Below are 16233 nucleotides of genomic sequence, written 5' to 3'. Positions count from 1 at the left end.
ACTGAGGCGGGAATTGCCCGGCCGGTGGCCGGACCCTCCCGACGGCGCGTCGGGAGGGATCGGTGGCATCGGCTCTCAGCGGATGGATGGGGCTATTGCGGGAAGGGGTGCGTGTACTCCCAAAGGGAGGATCATCGCGTGGGAGGCGATGCTACGGGTGGGCTTGGACGGGTAGAACGTACATCCATGGGTAAGTATTTGCCGGCGTTTAAGGCGTATGACGTGCGTGGGAAGGTTCCGTCGGAGATCAATCCGGAACTTGCGTACCAGATCGGGCGTGCGTATGCGGATGCGGTCGAGGCGAAGACCGTCTGCGTGGGGCACGACATCCGGCTGAGCGGACCGGCGATCGGCGAAGCGCTGAGTCGGGGGTTGAACGAGGGCGGGGTGGACGTCATCGACCTCGGCATGGTCGGTACGGAGATGGTGTACTTCGCGACCGCATTCTACGGATACGACGGCGGCGTGATGATTACCGCGAGCCACAACCCGCCCGAGTACAACGGACTCAAGATGGTTCGGGCGGAGAGCCGGCCGATCAGCGGGGACACCGGGCTGGACGACATCGAGAAGCGGGCGTTCGAGCAGAAGTGGGAGCGGACCGGACAGGGAACGGTCACCAAGAAGGACGTGTACGCGGACTTCGTCACGCACCTGTTGAACATCGTCAAGCCGGAGGAGCTAAAGCCGCTGAAGGTGTTGCTCGATCCGGGGAACGGCGCGGCGGGAGTGGCGTTGAACGATCTGCTGCCCCACCTTCCGCTGCAGGTGACAAAGCGGCATTTCGAGCCGGACGGCAACTTCCCGAACGGGGTTCCGAATCCGATTTTAGAGGAGTCGCGCGCGGGAACGGTGGCGGCGTTGAAGTCCAGCTCGCACGACTTCGGCGTGGCGTGGGACGGCGACTACGATCGCTGTTTCTTCTTCGATCAGCACGGCAATTTCATCGAGGGTTACTACATCGTCGGCCTGCTCGCGCAGGCGATCTTGACCGCCGACCCGAACCACACGATCGTCTACGATCCTCGGCTGACCTGGAACACCCTCGACATCGTCCAGCGTCTGGGCGGGCGGGCGGAGATCTGCAAGAGCGGGCACGCGTTCATCAAGGAAAAGATGCGCGCGGTGGACGCCACCTACGGCGGCGAGATGAGCGCTCACCACTACTTCAAGTCGCACTGGTACTGCGACAGCGGGATGATCCCGTTCTTGCTCGTGGCGCGTCTGGTCTCGGCGACCGGGCGGTCATTGGGCGATTTGGTGGGGGAGATGATCCGCAACTATCCGTGCAGCGGCGAGGTGAACTCCGAGGTCGCGGACGTGAAGACGGTGATCGCGCGAATCGAGGCCGAGTACGGGCCGAAGGGCGAGGTCTCCCACATCGACGGCTTGAGCGTCGAGTATCCGACGTGGCGGTTCAATTTACGGGGGAGCAACACCGAGCCTGTGATTCGGCTGAACGTGGAGAGCCGGGGCGACGAAGCGCTGATGCACGAGAAGACGGCGGAGCTGTTGGCGAAGATCCGGGCTTAGTCCGGGCACCTTCCTAAAATTGGCGCGGACCGGGTTGATTTCTCGGGCGGGCCGCCCAGCGCCAACAGGTTTTCGAACGAACCTTCCGTCCGGAATTAACACAAAGGCACGGAGGCACAGAGACACAAAGGTCCGGTCGGCGTTTTCCCCACCGGCCCATCCGGTTGCAAGGAACTCTGTGTCTCTGTGTCTGTATAGACTCGCCAGTCAACAACTGATTGGCATTGGACGAGCCGCCCGTGCCACGTCACACCCCGCATCTTCACCGGATCGTGTGCGATAGGGGCCTAAGAAGTGCCGTAGGAAGGGTGATCCTGGGGTTCAATATTAGGTTAACCCGGGAAACCTGCTTTGAAGACCGTTACCTCCTATTACGAGATCCTTGGCGTCGGACCTACTGCCGAAACGGAGACGCTACGAAAAGCCTATCGTCGGCTGGCGCGCAAGCACCACCCGGACGTAAGTAAAGATCCCCGCGCGCACGAAAACATGGCGCGTATCAACGAGGCGTTCGAGACCCTCGTTGACCCGGGGCGTCGCAACGAGTACGACGCGATGCTAGCCGGGCATGGCCACTTCGAAGCGCCGGTTCAGAAGACGCAGCAGAAGCCGGTCATCGTGAAGCTGCTTCAGCGGTTGAAGGGACATAGGACGCCGGTTTACGCGGTCAGCTTCGCGCCGGACACCGGCGATTTGGTGAGCAGCGCGTTCGACAACGAGATCCTTTGGTGGGACGAGTCCGCGGCGCGGCCGAAGCGGCGCACGAAGGTCGAGGCGGGGGTCATCAGCACCATTCGCGCCTTCTCGCTCGACCGTTTGGTGGCGGCAGGGTCGGCGGAGAGCCAAGTGACGTTTTGCCGTCTCGAAGGAGACAAGGTCGAGGCGTTTCGGGCGAACCAGGAAGAGTGGGTCGGCTGCCTTGCGATCTCCAGCGACGGCTCGTCGGTGGCGACCGGCTCGCTGCACCACGCGCTTAGCGTGACGAGCACGACGGACGGGGGCGCGATGTATCGGCGTCAGGAGCATGCCGACGCGGTGACCGCGGTGGCGTGGTCAAACGACGGCCGGTTGCTCGCGACCGGGAGCGCGGATGCCACGGTCAAGGTGTGGGATGCCCGGGCGGGCAAGGCGCTGGGGACGATCTCTCAGCTTCGCGGCACGGTCACGGCGCTGGCGTTCAGCAACGACGGACAGTATTTGGCGGCGGCGGGCGTCGACCTCAGCATCCGGGTTTTTCGGCTCGCGGACGGCGAGCTGGTGAAGATGATGTTTGGGCACACGAAGCCGGTGGAATCGCTATCGTTCCACCCGAACAACTGGCTCTTCGCCAGCGCGAGCCGCGACGGGACGGTGGGGCTGTGGAACGCGGCGAAGGGGATCGGCAACGTCCGGATCGAGTGCTCGACCCGGCCGGTGAGCTGCGTGGCGTTCTCGCCGGACGGTACCCGCCTCGCGGCCGCCGGTCAAGACAAGCTGGTGCGGGTCTGGGAAGTGGCGGCGAAAGAAGCGGCTTAGGATGAAGAGCGTTTCCGTTTTGTATTTCGCGGCGCTACGCGAGCGGCGGGGTTTGGATCGGGAGACGGTTCTCACCGCCGCCGAAACCCCGGCCGCGTTTTATGCGGAGCTGGCGGATCGGCACGCGTTGAACATGGATGCGTCGCTGGTGCGGTTCGCGCTGGACGGAGAGTTCGTGAAGCCAAATACTCTGCTGCCGGAGTCGTCCGAGCTGGCCCTGATCCCTCCGGTGGCGGGAGGTTGAGCACGTTTGCGATCACTTCGGAGCCGATTCCCGGCCGGCTGCTGCCGGACGACGTTTCGGTCGGCGGCATCGTGATCTTCGAGGGGCGGGTGCGCGATTTGAACGAGGGTCAGCAGGTGCAGGCCTTGGAGTACGAGGCGTACGAGGCGTTGGCGCTCCGGGAAGGGGAGACGATTTTGGAAGAGGCTCGGGCGCGGTTTCCGATTCTGGGGTTAGCGTGTACGCACCGGATCGGGTTGCTGCAACTTGGCGACGTGGCGATCCGAGTTGAGGCGGCGGCGGCGCATCGGCGCGAGGCGTTCGAGGCGTGCGAGTGGGTGGTCGACGAGGTGAAGCGCCGGGTGCCGATCTGGAAGAAGGAGCACTACGTCGACGGGCCCTCGGAGTGGATCAACGCTTCGGGCGCGCCCTCCGAGTAGCGTCGGCGCCTCGCCGATGATTCCGGTGTACCTTCGGTACACCGGGGGCAGAGCTGGAGCTCTGCGGTCCGTATGGGCAGTTTGGAGACCGGTTTTTTCCGGATTTCTCCACCCCCAACCCCCTCCTCATCGCACATGCATCGACGAGGAGGGGGCTCCGGAATCACTATCTTCCTAGGATGGCGTCCATGGCTCGGGAGGTGTTGGCGATTCGGATTTCGGGGAAGTGGCGGTAGCCGGGGATCATTTCGGCGGCTACGGGGCCTTGGTAGCCGATTTCGGTGAGGGCGGCGGTGACGGCGGGCCAGTCGACGTCGCCTTCGAGGAGGTCGACGAACCCTTCGATGGTGCCGACGGCGCGGCGGAAGTCTTTGAAGTGGACGCCGACCACACGCTTGTCGAGGATACGGAGCCACTGCTCGGGGAAGCCGAAGGCGAGGACGTTGGCGACGTCGAAGTAGGCGCCGATCCACTCGCTTTGGAAGCCGTCGATGAACGCAGCCATCTCGGTGGGGCTTAGGAGGAAGCGGTTCCAGACGTTCTCAATGCCCAGGCGCACCTTGAATTCGGCGGCGGTGGGGAGGACGGCGCGGAGGCCTTCGGTGGCGTAGCGGAGCACCTCGTCGTAGGGTTGGACGGGGCGGTCCGGGAGGAAGAATACTTCCACGGCGCCGGGGATGGTGAGCAACGTCTTGGCTCCGAGGCCGGCGGAGATTCGGATCATGGCGCGCAGATCGTCGGCGGCTTGGGCTCGGGCGGCGGGGTCGGCGTCGGCGAGGGCGCGGCTCCAGTAGAGTCCGCTGGCCACGCTGGGAACGGTGAGCCCCAAGGCTTCGACCTGTTTCCGGATCTCGGCGACCTGGGCGTCGGTCGCGTCGACGCCGAGCGCGGTGCCGGCGTCGCCGACGCAAAGCTCGATCGCCTCGAATCCGGCCGCTTTGGCCATCTTGGCGGCCTCGACGGGTTCCAGATTTCCGGCCAGCCCGCCGGGGAACGACCAGTAGTTGATCGATTTCAGAAGCATGGAGGGACGCTACCCGAAAGGGGGTGGCGGCGGCCCAGGGGGACTAGCGGAACCTTTGGTGCTGCAGGGGCAGAGCTGGAGCTCTGCGGTCCGTATGGAGTCTCCTTTGTCGACGCAATTTCGGCCGCCACCCCCACCCTGCCTTTTTCAGTTCTCTGGCCCGCCGGAGCGGGAGAGGGTTCCCGGAGGAGTCTGTCCTTACATATTTTCGGCATTAGAGAGGGATGGTAATGGCCAGGAATTGAGGTAGGTCTTCCTGTTCGAATTGGAAGCCGTTGGCCAGCGCTTTCGCGGGGAGGATTTGTTGGCTGTCGAGGAGGGAGCGGGAGAACTCGCCGAAGATGGCTTGCATAACGGCGTCCGGGATTCGGCCGAGAACGGGGCGGCGGATGGCTTTGCCGATGGCTTGAACGAGCTGGCGGATGGTGACGGGGCGAGGGCCGACGACGTTCAAGGGGCCTTCGATGGCGTCGTTTGTCAGGGCGAACTCGATAAGGCTCACGGCGTCGGGGAGGGCGATCCATGAGTTGACGTTGTTCGGGGCGAAGGGGATGAGCACCGGCGAACGGCGCAGCCAAGGGACAAGGAGTTTGAGCAGACCTCCGCCGCCGTCCAACACGTTGCCGATACGGAGGTTCACGGTTCGAATCCCCAGATCACGAGCCCGGTTAGCTTCTTCCTCCCAGGCTTTGCAAACTCGGTAACGGAAGGCTTGTTCGGGGTCAAGGGGAGAATCCTCGGTCAGGATCTCGCCGGGGCGGTGGCCGTAGATGCCGACGGCGGAGCCGCTAAGGAACACTTTTGGGCGGACCGGTTGGCTCGCCATCCAGTCGACCAAGAGTCGGGTCGCGGCTACCCGGCTCTCCATGATGCGGTCTTTTTTCGCCTCAGTCCACCGTCCGACAACCCATTCGCCCGCGAGGTTGATCACAGCGTCGACGTCGGAAATGCCGGGGAGGTCGCGATAGGAGATGTATGTGACACCTTCCGTAGACGGGTAGGCGGCGGGGTCCTTTCGAACGAGGACGGCGCAGGTGTGGCCGTCGGCGGTCAGCCTCTTTACCAAGGCAGTTCCGATGAACCCGGTGCCGCCGGCAAGGAGGATCTTCATCGCGGCAACCGGTGGCGCTCCGCCCGGTTCCATTGGTAGTCGATCGGCTCCATCTCGTAGGCGATTTCCGGGATGGCGTCGTATGGCTCGAGGAAGCTTGCTTCCTCGACTCGAAATGCGCGCAGCCGGGCTTTCCAAGCCGATTCGTCGCGGGTGATCCGGAGGACGTCAACCGAACCAGGGTGGGAGAAAAGGGCGGCCGGCTTGTACTTAAGAAAGTCGGCGGCTTGGTCAAGCGTCTCGAACGGGGAGCCGGAGGATAGTTGCGGAGGATCCCCGGTCAGAGCGATACGCAACCGGGCTCCGTCGGCAAACGAGTGGAGCTCGCTCGGCGATTGGCCATCCGGGCGGGTCGCGCCGACGGTGGCCAGGTGAAACCTGAAGTCGGTCAGCATGTTCCCGGCGCCAACCATGAGCGGGCTGTTGGCGTCGCTACGCAGAAAGTACAGACCTTCGATCTCGCCGAACCGAGCGTAGAGTCGATAGGCGACATGCCAGTAGCCGATGCCGACTGCCGCGGGCAACGGAGCGGGGCGCATATGGGTGAGGCGGGAAACGACCACATTGAAGAAGGCAAAGCCGCCGTGTTCGACCAGCTCGAGCGGGGTTGGGAGGAGGTGGGCGACGTTCGCGGGATCGACTCGGAAGGTGAAGAGCCAGCACTCGGCGACGCGGCCCCGCATGGTGACGGCATTTTTGAAGTTCAAGCGTGACCTCCAAAGAGGAGACGATAGAGGATCCAGAAGGCAGCCGCGCCGCCGCCATCGAGGACGATGAACCAGCATGCGAGGGTGGTGGCGGGGTGGACACCGTTCTCCTTTAGCCGGGCGGCCAGCACGCCTGCCATGAGCACGTTCGACATCGCGACGACGACGATGTTGAACGGAATACCTGTCACGAGAGCTAGATTGAGCACCCCTCCGATTGCCAGGACCACCTCGCCGCAGGCCATCGCAACGAGACAGGCGTCGGCAACTACCGAAATCGGCTTCTGGGCGAAGAGGATGAGGGCGGGGCCAAGCAGAATCCAGCCGGTACCGGCGGAGAGGGTTAGCCATAGAGCGCCACGAAGGAGGTCGCTCTTCGGCAGCATGTGGGCCAGCGTTGCGCCGTAGAACAGGCTCCCGCCGATGGCGACGAGGGCCAGGAGAATCCACCTACGCCAAGGTGTGCTTGATTCCATTGATTTCAGTATATTCTGAAACTATGATTTACTGCGCGTCTATTTAAGTTCGTAAGCTGGAGCGGGCGGGACGCCCGGGGGCCGGGGGGCGGTCGGGACGACCGCGCTCCTGGGGGATGGCTACCGCTTGGAGGGGCGGAATGAATATAGTGGGAGCCGTGGAAGAACAAACGACACTCGAAGGCGAGGGGGCGAGGGGGGTGCTGTTGCAGCGGATCATGCGGCGGCAGGCGGCGCTCAGCATCCGCGTAGCGGCGATTTTCGTCGGCTTGCTCATTGCGTTGCCGTTGGCGAATCTGTATTTACCAAAGCTGATGGCCGCGGATGCGTCGGGATTCACCTTCTCGTGGCTGGTGCTCGGGGTGCTGTTCTTCCCGATCACGTGGGCGCTCTCGGCTTACTTCGTTCGCAAATCCGAAATCGTCGAAGCGGAGCTTTCGGCGTCTAACCCACGGCGCGGGGCGCCCGCGGCGGTCAGCCAGCCGGAGCTTATCGACCGAGCGGTTAACGACTCGGAGGCGGGGCAGTGAGCATTCCTCTCATCTTCGTCATCGCGATCATTCTCGTGACGATCGGACTGGGGCTGTACGCGACCCAGAAGGCCAAGACGGCGGGCGATTTCTTCGTCGCGGGGCGATCGGTCGGGGTTTTGATGAACGCCTCGGCGATTTCGGGCGAGTACCTGTCGGCGGCGTCGTTTATGGGCGTCGCGGCGTTGGTCATGAAGTCCGGCTACGATGCCCTGTGGTATCCGGTGGGTTACGCGGCCGGGTACCTCTTCCTGCTGCTGTTTATCGCCGGCCCGCTGCGGCGTTTCGGCGCCTATACGATCCCCGACTTTGCCCAGGGCCGGTTCGATAGCCCGGCGTTCCGTAGGATCGCGGTGGTTTTCGTTCTGTTCATCGGCTTCTTTTACACGATGCCGCAAATGAAGGGGGCGGGCGTGGTGATGAACTCGATCCTCGGTTGGCCGTATTACGTCGGGATCCTCGTCGTCGGCGCGGTGATCACGTTCAATGTCGCCATCGGCGGGATGAAAGGGATCACGGTCGTACAGGCGTTCCAGTACTGGGCGAAGCTGTTCGCGATCACGGTTCCGCTCTTTGTGCTCCTGAACGTTTTCGGCGGATACAACAAGGATCTGGCCGACATCCGCAATACCGCCGGCCGCTCGCCGCTGATCAAGCAAGAGAAGACGGTCACGGTGAAGGGGGCGAACGCAGCGCCGGCGAACGTGCTGAAGACCACGGCCGACGAGACCGACCTGGTGCTCCCTGAAGGGGCTACCGTCATCGTTAAGTACGACAAGAAGGTTCTCGACGAATTCAAGGCGGAGAGCAAGCCGATTTTGCCGGCGACGTTCGCCAGCCAGGACGGCTCGGAAGTCCGGTGGCTGGAGAACGGGGCAACGGTCAAGCTTGGGCCGGGGACGATCCACCTTCGAAACTACAAGACCACCATCGCCGGGAAGCCGGCGGAGACGAAGGATTCGGTGGAGTTCGTGACGGCAGCGAAGGTGACGATCCCGGCGGATTCCGTGGCGCCGAATGGGCCGAGCAACGAAAAGTGGAGCCACCCGTTCGGGCCGATGACCACGAAGTTCGGCTATCCGCTTCTGTACACCTACTCGCTTATCATCGCGCTCGTCTGCGGCACCGCGGGGCTGCCGCATATCCTCGTTCGGTTTTACACGAATCCGGATGGTCGGGCGGCGAAGCGGACGACGCTGTGGGTGATGGTGATGCTAGGGGCGTTTTACGTCTTTACTCCGATGTGGGGGACGCTCGGACGGGTCGTCATGCCAGAGCTCTACGTGAATAACGGCACGGATAGCGCGGTCATCAAGCTGCCGACGATGTTACAAAATCACGTGCTTGGGCAGATCCTTAGCGGAGTCACCAGCGCGGGTGCGTTCGCGGCGTTTATGTCGACGTTCTCGGGGCTGCTGGTTTCGATGTCGGGGGCGTTCGCCCACGATATTTACGGCAAGATCCTTCGTCCGAAGTCGACGCCGCAGGACCAGGTACGAGCGTTCAAGATCGCGGCGGTGTTCGTCGGCATCATTTCGATGGCGCTGGGGCTGCTGGTCGAGAACTTCGACATCGCGACGATGGTCGGGTGGGCGTTCGCCATCGGGGCGGCGTCTTACTTCCCTCTCCTGCTCCTGGGAGCTTGGTGGCGCGGGCTGACGAAGTACGGGGCGGCGGCGGGAATGCTGCTTGGCGGACTGCTCTCGTTCGCGGCGATCGTCGCCAACATGATGCTCGACAAGAAGTATTTGAACTGGGATCTATCCCCGCTAACACGCTCGCTCATGGAGCAGCCGGCGATCTGGGGAGTACCGCTCTCGATCATCACGATGATCGTGGTGTCGAAAATGACGGCCAGCAAGATCCCGCCGGATGTGGAGACGAAGATGCTCCGTCTTCATGCTCCGGAGGAGATGGGGTTGTCGGTGGATTATGTGGCGTAAGGGGAGGGCGTTGGGCGCTAGGGATGTGGACTGTGGCGTGTGGCTTGTGGACTGAGGGGGAAAGATTGACTTGGGCGTTGGGCTTTGGGCGTTGGGAATAGGGTAATGCCTACAAGCTACTAACGCCTTAACGCCTTAACGCCTTAACGCCTTAACGCCTTAACGCCTTAACGCCTTAACGCCTTAACGCCTTAACGCCTTAACGCCGATGCTACTGGTGTCCGTAGATCAAATACTTCTCGCGCTTCTGCGCGAAGGCGTTCAGGGGGTCGCGGAAGGATTGTTGGATGGCGATGGGGTCTTCGGCGGCGGCGATTCGGCGGATGGTGTCGTCGCTGCCGATAAGACGCTTGCTTTGGGACCAGTCGACTTTTCCGGGATAGAGGTGTTGGAGTGCGCAGGCGATTTCTAGGCCGAGACGGACCGAGTCCAACTCGCCTCGGTCGACGATTTCGATGCGAACGCCTTCAATATGCACTCCCTGGAAGCGGGATTCAGTCGGCGTAAACGAGGTGGGATAGAACCGGACGCCGGGGACGTCGCGCATGTTTAGGTAAGCGGAAAGCTCTCGCCCATTGACGAAATCGGCGCCGAACTGCTCGAACGGAGAGTCCGTACCTCGTCCAACCGAGATGTTCTTTCCGAACTCGATCAGGCAAACGCCTGGATAGAGGATAGCGGCCTTTAGGCTGCGCATATTGGGCGAGGGGTTGATCCAACCCAGACTGGTCGAGTCGTACCAGTCGCCGCGCTGCCAATCTTGCATCGGCACGACGGTAAGGTCCGCGCCGATGGAGCGCTCCTCGTTGAACATCTTCGCTAGCTCGCCCATCGTCATGCCGTGGCGGACCGGCATTCCCGGGAAGTAACCGACGAACGAGGCGTTGGCCTCATCCAGCGGGGGGCCTTCGACTCGGGTGCCGGTGATCGGGTTCGGCCGGTCCAGAACGTAGAACGGGATCTTCGCCTTGGCGGCGGCTTCCATGGCGTAGGCCATCGTGGTTTCGTAGGTGTAGAAGCGGACGCCGACGTCTTGGATGTCGAAGACGAGCGCCTCAAGCCCCTTCAGCATCTCGGGAGTTGGGCGAAGGGTATCGCCGTATAGGCTGTAAACCTTGACGCCGGTGTCCGGATCGACGGCGTCGCCGATGCCGGAGCGGTCCTCTTTGCCGGCCATTCCGTGCTCGGGGGAGAAGAGCGCGGCGACGTTCACGCCGGAGGCGCGCATGACGTCGATGTTTCGCCTTCCTTCGCGGTCGCGGCCGGTGTGGTTGGTGATGAGGCCTATCCGTTTGCCCAGGAAGGGCGTGAAGCGCTCGTTCTCCAGCACGTCGAGCCCGGTGAGGGTGGATCCGTTGCGGAAGATCTCTCGATGGAGCGAGTTACCGGCCATGAGCTCGTTGTATCCGGTTAGCGCCACTCGCTGCGTCTTGATCCCTAGCGCGGCAGCGGCGATAGTGCCGACAGTGCGGCGAAGCGGGACGAGCGACTTTCCGCCATCGGGGTGGACGGCATTGGCTAAAAGGATCACGTAGCTCTGCGAAAAGGGATCGATCCAGATGGAGGTTCCGGTGAAGCCGGTGTGGCCAAAGGAGCCGATCGGAAAGAGCTCGCCGCGGTTGCTGGAGTAGGCGGAATCGATATCCCAGCCGAGGCCTCGAAGGATCGGCTGATCGGGCGGGGTCTGGGGTTCGGTGAATTTGGTGACGGTAAAGGGGCTGAATAGGCGATGTCCGCGAAGCGAGCCGCCATTCAGCATCATTTGAGCGAATCGCGAGAGATCGTCGGCGGTCGAGAAGAGCCCGGCACTTCCGATGGCGCCGCCCATGGAGCGGGCGGTCGGATCGTGGACGACGCCGCGAAGGGGGAGCTCGTCTTTCTTCGGCCGTTCGGTGGGGGCGATCCGAGGAAGCCAGGAAGGGGGCGGGAGAAAAGTGGTCTCTCGCATACCTAGCGGACGGAAGATTTGCTCCTGAGAGTATTCGGGGAGGCTCTTGCCGCTCAGTCGCTGAACGATCTCGCCGAGGAGAATGAAGTTGATGTCGCTATAGACGTTCTTCATGTCCGGCGGCTGTACCGGGGGAAGCGATTCAGCGAGGTAAATGCCGGACTTGTAACCCTCCCATTCCGGGTTGCGTGGGATGCCGGAGCGGAGACCCGAGAAGTGGATCATCAGCTCCCGCAGGGTGATGTCGCTTTTGCCGCCCTGGAATTCGGGGAGATAGTCGGTCACCCGGTCGTTCAGCCGGAAGCGTCCCTCTTCGTACAGCTTCATCAGGCAGGAGGTGGTGGCCACTACCTTGGTGAGGGAGGCCAGGTCGAAAACCGTATCGGTGGTCATCGGCTCTTTGGTGGGAACCAAAGAGCGGTAGCCGTAAGCCTTGCGGTAGACCACGTGTCCCTTGTGACCGACGAGGAGAACGGCGCCGGGCATTCGGCCCTCGGCCATGGCGGAGGCGATCGCGCGGTCCATCGCTTCGGCCCCGGCGAAGCCGCGAGGCGCGGCGATACTTGCGGCGAGGGCGAGGTAAGCGAGGATCGGCATGGGGCAAGGTTAATTTACGCCGTTTCCGTCCGGAGGTTCTTTTCCAAAAACATTTCCGAGGCGCGCCGTGGTGGGATACACGCCTCTCAGGGCAACGTATCCGGCGGGCATTCCCCAAAGGGCGAAGAGAGCGAGGGCGTTCTTTAGGCTGGGAGTCGCGCGGTTTCCTCCAGGGCCGGGGTTTCGAATCTCGCTGACGACGTATACGGCACAGAGAAGGAAGACGAACCCGCCGACCACCCGACCAGTGACGGCTACGTGTTTGCCGGGGATGCAGCTCATCGCGATAAGGCCGCAGATCGCGGCGAACACCCACCCGATCCACCCGTTCTTCGGGATCATGTCCATCGCCGAGGCGTAGGCGAACCCGGCGCCAAATGCAAGGCAGCTTAACCCCAGCATCCAACGTGCTCCGCTACTCATCGTTTCTCACCCGCTCCATCTTCGCCGACCTGATTAGCACTAACCCTATCATGGCCCCACCTGCCGGGAACGATGGGTTCATCGGCTGGGAGCCGATGCTACGCATGAAGGCAAAACCCTCAGTGTGGGAGGATATCCCGCCTTCGGAGTCCTCGGCGGGTGTTTTCGCATGGATTGCCTCCCCCACCCAACTCTCTCCTTTCGTCGACACGGAGCCAGGCGTTCAGAGTCCGTGTGCCATGTCTACGCTGACGATGGCGGCGCGATTGTCAGGTTTTGGCCGGATGAAGATAACGACGTCTTGGTCAAGTTTAGTGAGGATATTCATCAGGCGATCCGAAGAGAAGCCGCTAATCCGTCCTCGCATAAGAAGGGAAATCTTCGGTTGGTCGATGCCAGTCAGCCTAGCAAGCTGACTCTGGCTGATCTTGCGAGCTCGGACGGCTTCTGAAATGGCCCGAGCCAGTTTAGCCTTCGCCAACAATTCATCGGCGTCGGGTAGTCCTAGGTCATGAAAGACGTCACTGTTACCGCGGTCGATCATCTTTTCTTCTGTTTCTGTAGCCATCTAATGTGTTCCTCTTCCGCCGTCCGCAACCTGCTTCTCACCAGCTCAATATCCTGCTGCGGTGTCGCGGTTCCAGACTTGGACTTTTTTTGAAAGCAATGCAGCACGTAAACCGCGTCTTCAAATCGAACGGTATAAATGGCGCGGTAAGTGTCGCCGTCGTAGTTCTCGACGAGTTCCAAAACGCTTGCCCCACCAAACCCTTTGAGTGGTTTCGCGCTAGGAGGCTTATCCCCGCTTTGAGCAAGATAAAGTGCATAACCCATGTCCCTAATTGCTTCCGCCGGGAACTTGAGGAAATCCTTTTTGCTTGCCGCGACCCAGACCAGCGACTTCAAAGGGTTGCTCATCTATACCATTTTTGGTATAGATGCCAGTTCGAAGTCAAGAGATAGGCAAAAAGAATGGATGATTGAAGGTTTGGCGCTCGGCCGCGAGTTAAGATTCTCAAAGGCGTACAACGAAGATTCTCGGCCTCTTCTTTTTTGATTCCACCCCGCGAGAACCGTTGGGTTCATCGGCTGGGAGCCGATACGACGAGGAGCGGAGCGACGAGCCGGTACCATTTACGCCGGATATGCCGCGCTGACACCTTGGCGTGGAGAATGGAGTAATAACAGCATGCGCACTGCCGCTTTTCTTGTCTTTGCCGTGAGCGTCGGCCTACTTTCGGGGTGCTCACGCGGTCCGGGTGCGAGCGGTTCGGGTGCGAGTGCGGCCGTGGGCGGGAAGACGCCGGAGGCGTTCCTCAAGTGGTCGATGGACCAGTATGCGGCGATGCCGAGCTTTCAGGCCAAGGCCACGCTCGCGACGAAGGCGAACGGCGAGGCTTCGCCGGGCGAGCAGCATCGCGAGCTTTTTATCCAGGGCGGGAACCGGTTCAAGATCGTCGCGCTGGCTCCGAACGGGTTCCAGCAGACGGCGGTCTCCGACGGCAAGAACCTGGTGGAGTATGCAAGTGCCGGTTCCGACCATGCGACGCGGTATCCATCGCCGAGCAAGATCGGCGACGCCATGACGGTGACGATGCGGCATCCGATGTTCTGCGGCTCGCTTCTCTACCAATTTTTCGGGGGAGCGGGCAACTATGGGCAGCTTGTCGACGAGGCCAAGGGGGCACCGCAGTTCGGCCCAGACGAAACCGCGCCCGGGGGCGAGGCGGCCTGCGTCGTGAGGTTTTACGGGCAGCAAAAGTACGGCAACGTCCAGGCGTTGATCGGCAAAACGACTGGCAAGGTGTACCGCCTGGTATACGACTCGGCGCCGTTGCTCGAGCAGATGCACAAGGTGATGGACGCCGAGATCGCCCAACTGCCGGCCGGCAAAGACCGGGATGAAGCGATGAAGCAGCAGGGCAAATTCCCGAAGAGCTTCGTTACTACCGAGACCTATTCGGAGATCAAATCGGGCGCGACGTTGGTGGCGGCGACCTTCGACACGGCGCCGCCCAAGGGTATGCCGGTACAGGACGCCGCCACCGGTCCGAACGATGCGCCGCCGGTTCCCATTGGGAAGCCGGCCCCGAATTTCGAGTTGACCGGGTTGGATGGAAAGAAGGTCAGCCTCTCTTCCCTTCGCGGAAAAGTCGTGATGATCGACTTCTGGGCGACGTGGTGTGGCCCGTGCCGGGAGGCGCTGCCGGATACCGAAAAGATCGCCAAGGCGAGCGTGGGTAAGAACGTTCAGGTAATGGCGGTGAGCGACGAAACCAGGGAGACGGTGGCCGCGTTCATGAAGCAAAACAACTACACGATGCCCAACTTCCTGGACCAGGACGGGAGCGTTCACCGATCTTACAAGGCGTCCGCGATCCCGTGTATGGCGATCATCGACGCCAACGGAAATCTGGCGGCTTACCACGTAGGAGGTCGACCAGAGGAGGAGATTCGGTCGGAGTTGGCGAAGGCGGGCGCGGTTCTGTAGATAAGGACCGTGAATAGCGCCGAAGTCGTCGTTCCGATAGATTCAAAGGTCGATCGCATCGCAGGCGTTTGTGTCCTTGCCGTCTTCGTTCTGTCCCCGCCGGTCATCTACCTCTGCGATCCCACGCTGCTGGGCCTAAGCGCCTTTTTGGCGCTCATCGCCTGGCCCACGGCTTTCGTTCTTCGGAAGCACCTCTTCCCTGGTTGGAAGAAATCGCTCCACTTTTCGGCAGATCAAATCGGTGTTTCCCGACGGGGAGAAATTCTTCAAGCCACCTCGTGGGACGACATCCGCCGATTTAGGCTCAAGGGGCAGGTAACCGCGGCTCAGATCATCTCCCTGCTCGGCGACGATGGGCAGCTATTGGCGACGATTCCTCTGCCTGCGAACCATCGAAGCCGCGATGTCCTTGGCTTGATCGCCGCCTTTGCCCCCGGTCGGCCAATTGAACAGGAGGTGCCTGGACAATGGGGAACCCGCACTGGACATATCGCGCGCGCGGTCGCGGGACTTGGGCTTGGTTCCCTGCTGCTCATTGGCGCTTGGCTTGGGATCACTTTTCACCAGACATCCACCGAAATGATGGCTTTACTTGGCAAGTTAGCGGGGTTTGCCGCCTTAGCCGGGATGACTCTGGTAGCCGTCGGCATCGTCAGCGCCATCTCGGCGTTCGCCTACGATCCGGCGAAAGTTGGGGCACAGGTCGTTCAACTAACTTCCTCGGTCACTTCCAGCTTGGTGCCGTGCCTTCGGGCGATCGAAGCCGGGACTCCGCTGCCCGTACGACGTTGCTTCGCTTATCCGGATCGCATTCGGGCCGTCAATCTGCGGATGGAAAAGGTTGGAACCGCGGTTGTGGTGGCCCTTTGTTCGCTGATTTTCCTCGTGCCCGGCATCGCCATTCCGCTTACGTTGGATGACTCAGGAGTTTCCCCCATCCTGTCGGCGGTCTTTCTTGCCGCGTCCGCTGGGCTGATTTACTATGGAATTCGCTATTACCGAGAAGTCAAAGATCTCGTGGATGGTCTTGGGGATTCGCTCCTCATCGACAACGACAACCTTATGCTCCTGCGGCGCGGAAGATGTCTGCCCGTAGCCATCGCTTCCCCGCTCACCCCCAACATGCCCTTCCGAAGCCACCTCGGATTAAATGCGATGCGCCTGAAGCTCGATACCGGTGAGGAGACCGTTTGGTACGACCCCTCGAGCATGGTCGAAGTCGATTTCGTCGGCGGCCCCGGTTAGTCAGAAACTTCGGCTAATGTCTTGGCC

The 16233-nt window shown here is 61.8% G+C and carries 16 protein-coding genes; 8 read left to right on the top strand and 8 right to left on the bottom strand.

Features of this window, described 5'->3' with window-relative positions; translation table 11 throughout:
• The first annotated feature begins 186 nt into the window (after positions 1–186).
• The 4 genes from OP10G_RS12815 to OP10G_RS12800 all read left to right on the top strand — a co-directional run bounded on the left by OP10G_RS12815 (position 187) and on the right by OP10G_RS12800 (position 3711).
• Positions 187–1533 (top strand): phosphohexomutase domain-containing protein, encoded by a 1347-nt coding sequence (locus OP10G_RS12815; RefSeq protein WP_025225485.1) that lies wholly within the window; start codon positions 187–189, stop codon positions 1531–1533.
• 351 nt (positions 1534–1884) lie between these two features.
• Positions 1885–3048, top strand: coding sequence for a WD40 domain-containing protein (locus OP10G_RS12810; protein ID WP_025225486.1), 1164 nt, complete (start codon positions 1885–1887; stop codon positions 3046–3048).
• Position 3049: 1 nt separating this feature from the next.
• Positions 3050–3292, top strand: coding sequence for a MoaD/ThiS family protein (locus OP10G_RS12805; protein WP_025225487.1), 243 nt, complete (start codon positions 3050–3052; stop codon positions 3290–3292).
• Positions 3289–3711 (top strand): molybdenum cofactor biosynthesis protein MoaE, encoded by a 423-nt coding sequence (locus OP10G_RS12800; protein ID WP_025225488.1) that lies wholly within the window; start codon positions 3289–3291, stop codon positions 3709–3711. The genes OP10G_RS12805 and OP10G_RS12800 overlap by 4 nt, the downstream gene beginning before the upstream one ends.
• A 166-nt stretch (positions 3712–3877) precedes the next feature.
• On the opposite strand, the gene OP10G_RS12795 is transcribed toward OP10G_RS12800, so the two are convergent.
• From OP10G_RS12795 to OP10G_RS26860, 4 genes are all read right to left on the bottom strand, one after another.
• Complete coding sequence (locus tag OP10G_RS12795) at positions 3878–4735, bottom strand: sugar phosphate isomerase/epimerase family protein (protein ID WP_025225489.1); 858 nt, start codon at positions 4733–4735, stop codon at positions 3878–3880.
• A 214-nt stretch (positions 4736–4949) separates the two neighbouring features.
• Positions 4950–5879: a TIGR01777 family oxidoreductase gene (locus OP10G_RS12790; RefSeq protein WP_025225490.1), complete on the bottom strand. Its 930-nt coding sequence runs from the start codon at positions 5877–5879 to the stop codon at positions 4950–4952.
• Complete coding sequence (locus tag OP10G_RS12785; protein ID WP_227624923.1) at positions 5843–6529, bottom strand: DUF2071 domain-containing protein; 687 nt, start codon at positions 6527–6529, stop codon at positions 5843–5845. Before OP10G_RS12785 ends, OP10G_RS12790 begins: the two co-directional genes overlap by 37 nt.
• 20 nt (positions 6530–6549) lie before the next feature.
• Complete coding sequence (locus tag OP10G_RS26860; protein WP_025225492.1) at positions 6550–7029, bottom strand: hypothetical protein; 480 nt, start codon at positions 7027–7029, stop codon at positions 6550–6552.
• Between the two features lie 158 nt (positions 7030–7187).
• On the opposite strand from OP10G_RS26860, the gene OP10G_RS24615 reads away from it, so the two are divergent.
• Both OP10G_RS24615 and OP10G_RS12770 read left to right on the top strand, forming a co-directional pair.
• Positions 7188–7559, top strand: a complete 372-nt coding sequence (locus OP10G_RS24615) for a DUF485 domain-containing protein (RefSeq protein ID WP_025225493.1) — start codon at positions 7188–7190, stop codon at positions 7557–7559.
• Positions 7556–9502, top strand: coding sequence for a sodium/solute symporter (locus OP10G_RS12770; RefSeq protein ID WP_025225494.1), 1947 nt, complete (start codon positions 7556–7558; stop codon positions 9500–9502). Before OP10G_RS24615 ends, OP10G_RS12770 begins: the two co-directional genes overlap by 4 nt.
• Positions 9503–9713: 211 nt before the next feature.
• On the opposite strand, the gene OP10G_RS12765 is transcribed toward OP10G_RS12770, so the two are convergent.
• The 4 genes from OP10G_RS12765 to OP10G_RS12745 all read right to left on the bottom strand — a co-directional run bounded on the left by OP10G_RS12765 (position 9714) and on the right by OP10G_RS12745 (position 13388).
• Complete coding sequence (locus tag OP10G_RS12765) at positions 9714–12047, bottom strand: exo-beta-N-acetylmuramidase NamZ domain-containing protein (protein ID WP_025225495.1); 2334 nt, start codon at positions 12045–12047, stop codon at positions 9714–9716.
• A gap of 9 nt (positions 12048–12056) precedes the next feature.
• Positions 12057–12470 (bottom strand): hypothetical protein, encoded by a 414-nt coding sequence (locus OP10G_RS12760; RefSeq protein ID WP_144241136.1) that lies wholly within the window; start codon positions 12468–12470, stop codon positions 12057–12059.
• A gap of 223 nt (positions 12471–12693) precedes the next feature.
• On the bottom strand, positions 12694–13038 hold the full coding sequence (locus OP10G_RS12750) for a helix-turn-helix domain-containing protein (RefSeq protein ID WP_025225498.1): 345 nt from the start codon (positions 13036–13038) through the stop codon (positions 12694–12696).
• Entirely contained in the window at positions 13011–13388 is a 378-nt protein-coding gene (locus OP10G_RS12745) for a type II toxin-antitoxin system RelE/ParE family toxin (RefSeq protein ID WP_025225499.1), read from the bottom strand. Before OP10G_RS12745 ends, OP10G_RS12750 begins: the two co-directional genes overlap by 28 nt.
• A 271-nt stretch (positions 13389–13659) precedes the next feature.
• Between OP10G_RS12745 and OP10G_RS24610 the strand changes: the two genes are divergently transcribed.
• Together OP10G_RS24610 and OP10G_RS12735 are read left to right on the top strand one after the other, a co-directional pair.
• A complete protein-coding gene (locus OP10G_RS24610) occupies positions 13660–14961 on the top strand; it encodes a TlpA disulfide reductase family protein (protein WP_052547737.1) in 1302 nt (433 codons plus the stop codon).
• Positions 14962–14970: 9 nt separating this feature from the next.
• On the top strand, positions 14971–16206 hold the full coding sequence (locus tag OP10G_RS12735; RefSeq protein WP_025225501.1) for a hypothetical protein: 1236 nt from the start codon (positions 14971–14973) through the stop codon (positions 16204–16206).
• Positions 16207–16233: the final 27 nt, after the last annotated feature.

The sequence above is a fragment of the Fimbriimonas ginsengisoli Gsoil 348 genome (assembly GCF_000724625.1).
GTDB lineage: Bacteria > Armatimonadota > Fimbriimonadia > Fimbriimonadales > Fimbriimonadaceae > Fimbriimonas > Fimbriimonas ginsengisoli.
The sequence above is the reverse complement of the archived record's forward strand: the minus strand, read 5'-3'. Positions and strand labels throughout refer to the sequence as shown.

What these genes read in the sequence shown, in the direction of transcription:
- OP10G_RS12815 (WP_025225485.1), top strand. Translation starts at nt 187, where the DNA reads ATGGGTAAGTATTTGCCGGCGTTTAAGGCGTATGACGTGCGTGGGAAG.
- OP10G_RS12805 (WP_025225487.1), top strand. Translation starts at nt 3,050, where the DNA reads ATGAAGAGCGTTTCCGTTTTGTATTTCGCGGCGCTACGCGAGCGGCGG.
- OP10G_RS12795 (WP_025225489.1), bottom strand. Translation starts at nt 4,735, where the DNA reads ATGCTTCTGAAATCGATCAACTACTGGTCGTTCCCCGGCGGGCTGGCC.
- OP10G_RS12790 (WP_025225490.1), bottom strand. Translation starts at nt 5,879, where the DNA reads ATGGAACCGGGCGGAGCGCCACCGGTTGCCGCGATGAAGATCCTCCTT.
- OP10G_RS12785 (WP_227624923.1), bottom strand. Translation starts at nt 6,529, where the DNA reads ATGCGGGGCCGCGTCGCCGAGTGCTGGCTCTTCACCTTCCGAGTCGAT.
- OP10G_RS26860 (WP_025225492.1), bottom strand. Translation starts at nt 7,029, where the DNA reads ATGGAATCAAGCACACCTTGGCGTAGGTGGATTCTCCTGGCCCTCGTC.
- OP10G_RS12765 (WP_025225495.1), bottom strand. Translation starts at nt 12,047, where the DNA reads ATGCCGATCCTCGCTTACCTCGCCCTCGCCGCAAGTATCGCCGCGCCT.
- OP10G_RS12760 (WP_144241136.1), bottom strand. Translation starts at nt 12,470, where the DNA reads ATGAGTAGCGGAGCACGTTGGATGCTGGGGTTAAGCTGCCTTGCATTT.
- OP10G_RS12750 (WP_025225498.1), bottom strand. Translation starts at nt 13,038, where the DNA reads ATGGCTACAGAAACAGAAGAAAAGATGATCGACCGCGGTAACAGTGAC.
- OP10G_RS12745 (WP_025225499.1), bottom strand. Translation starts at nt 13,388, where the DNA reads ATGAGCAACCCTTTGAAGTCGCTGGTCTGGGTCGCGGCAAGCAAAAAG.
- OP10G_RS24610 (WP_052547737.1), top strand. Translation starts at nt 13,660, where the DNA reads ATGCGCACTGCCGCTTTTCTTGTCTTTGCCGTGAGCGTCGGCCTACTT.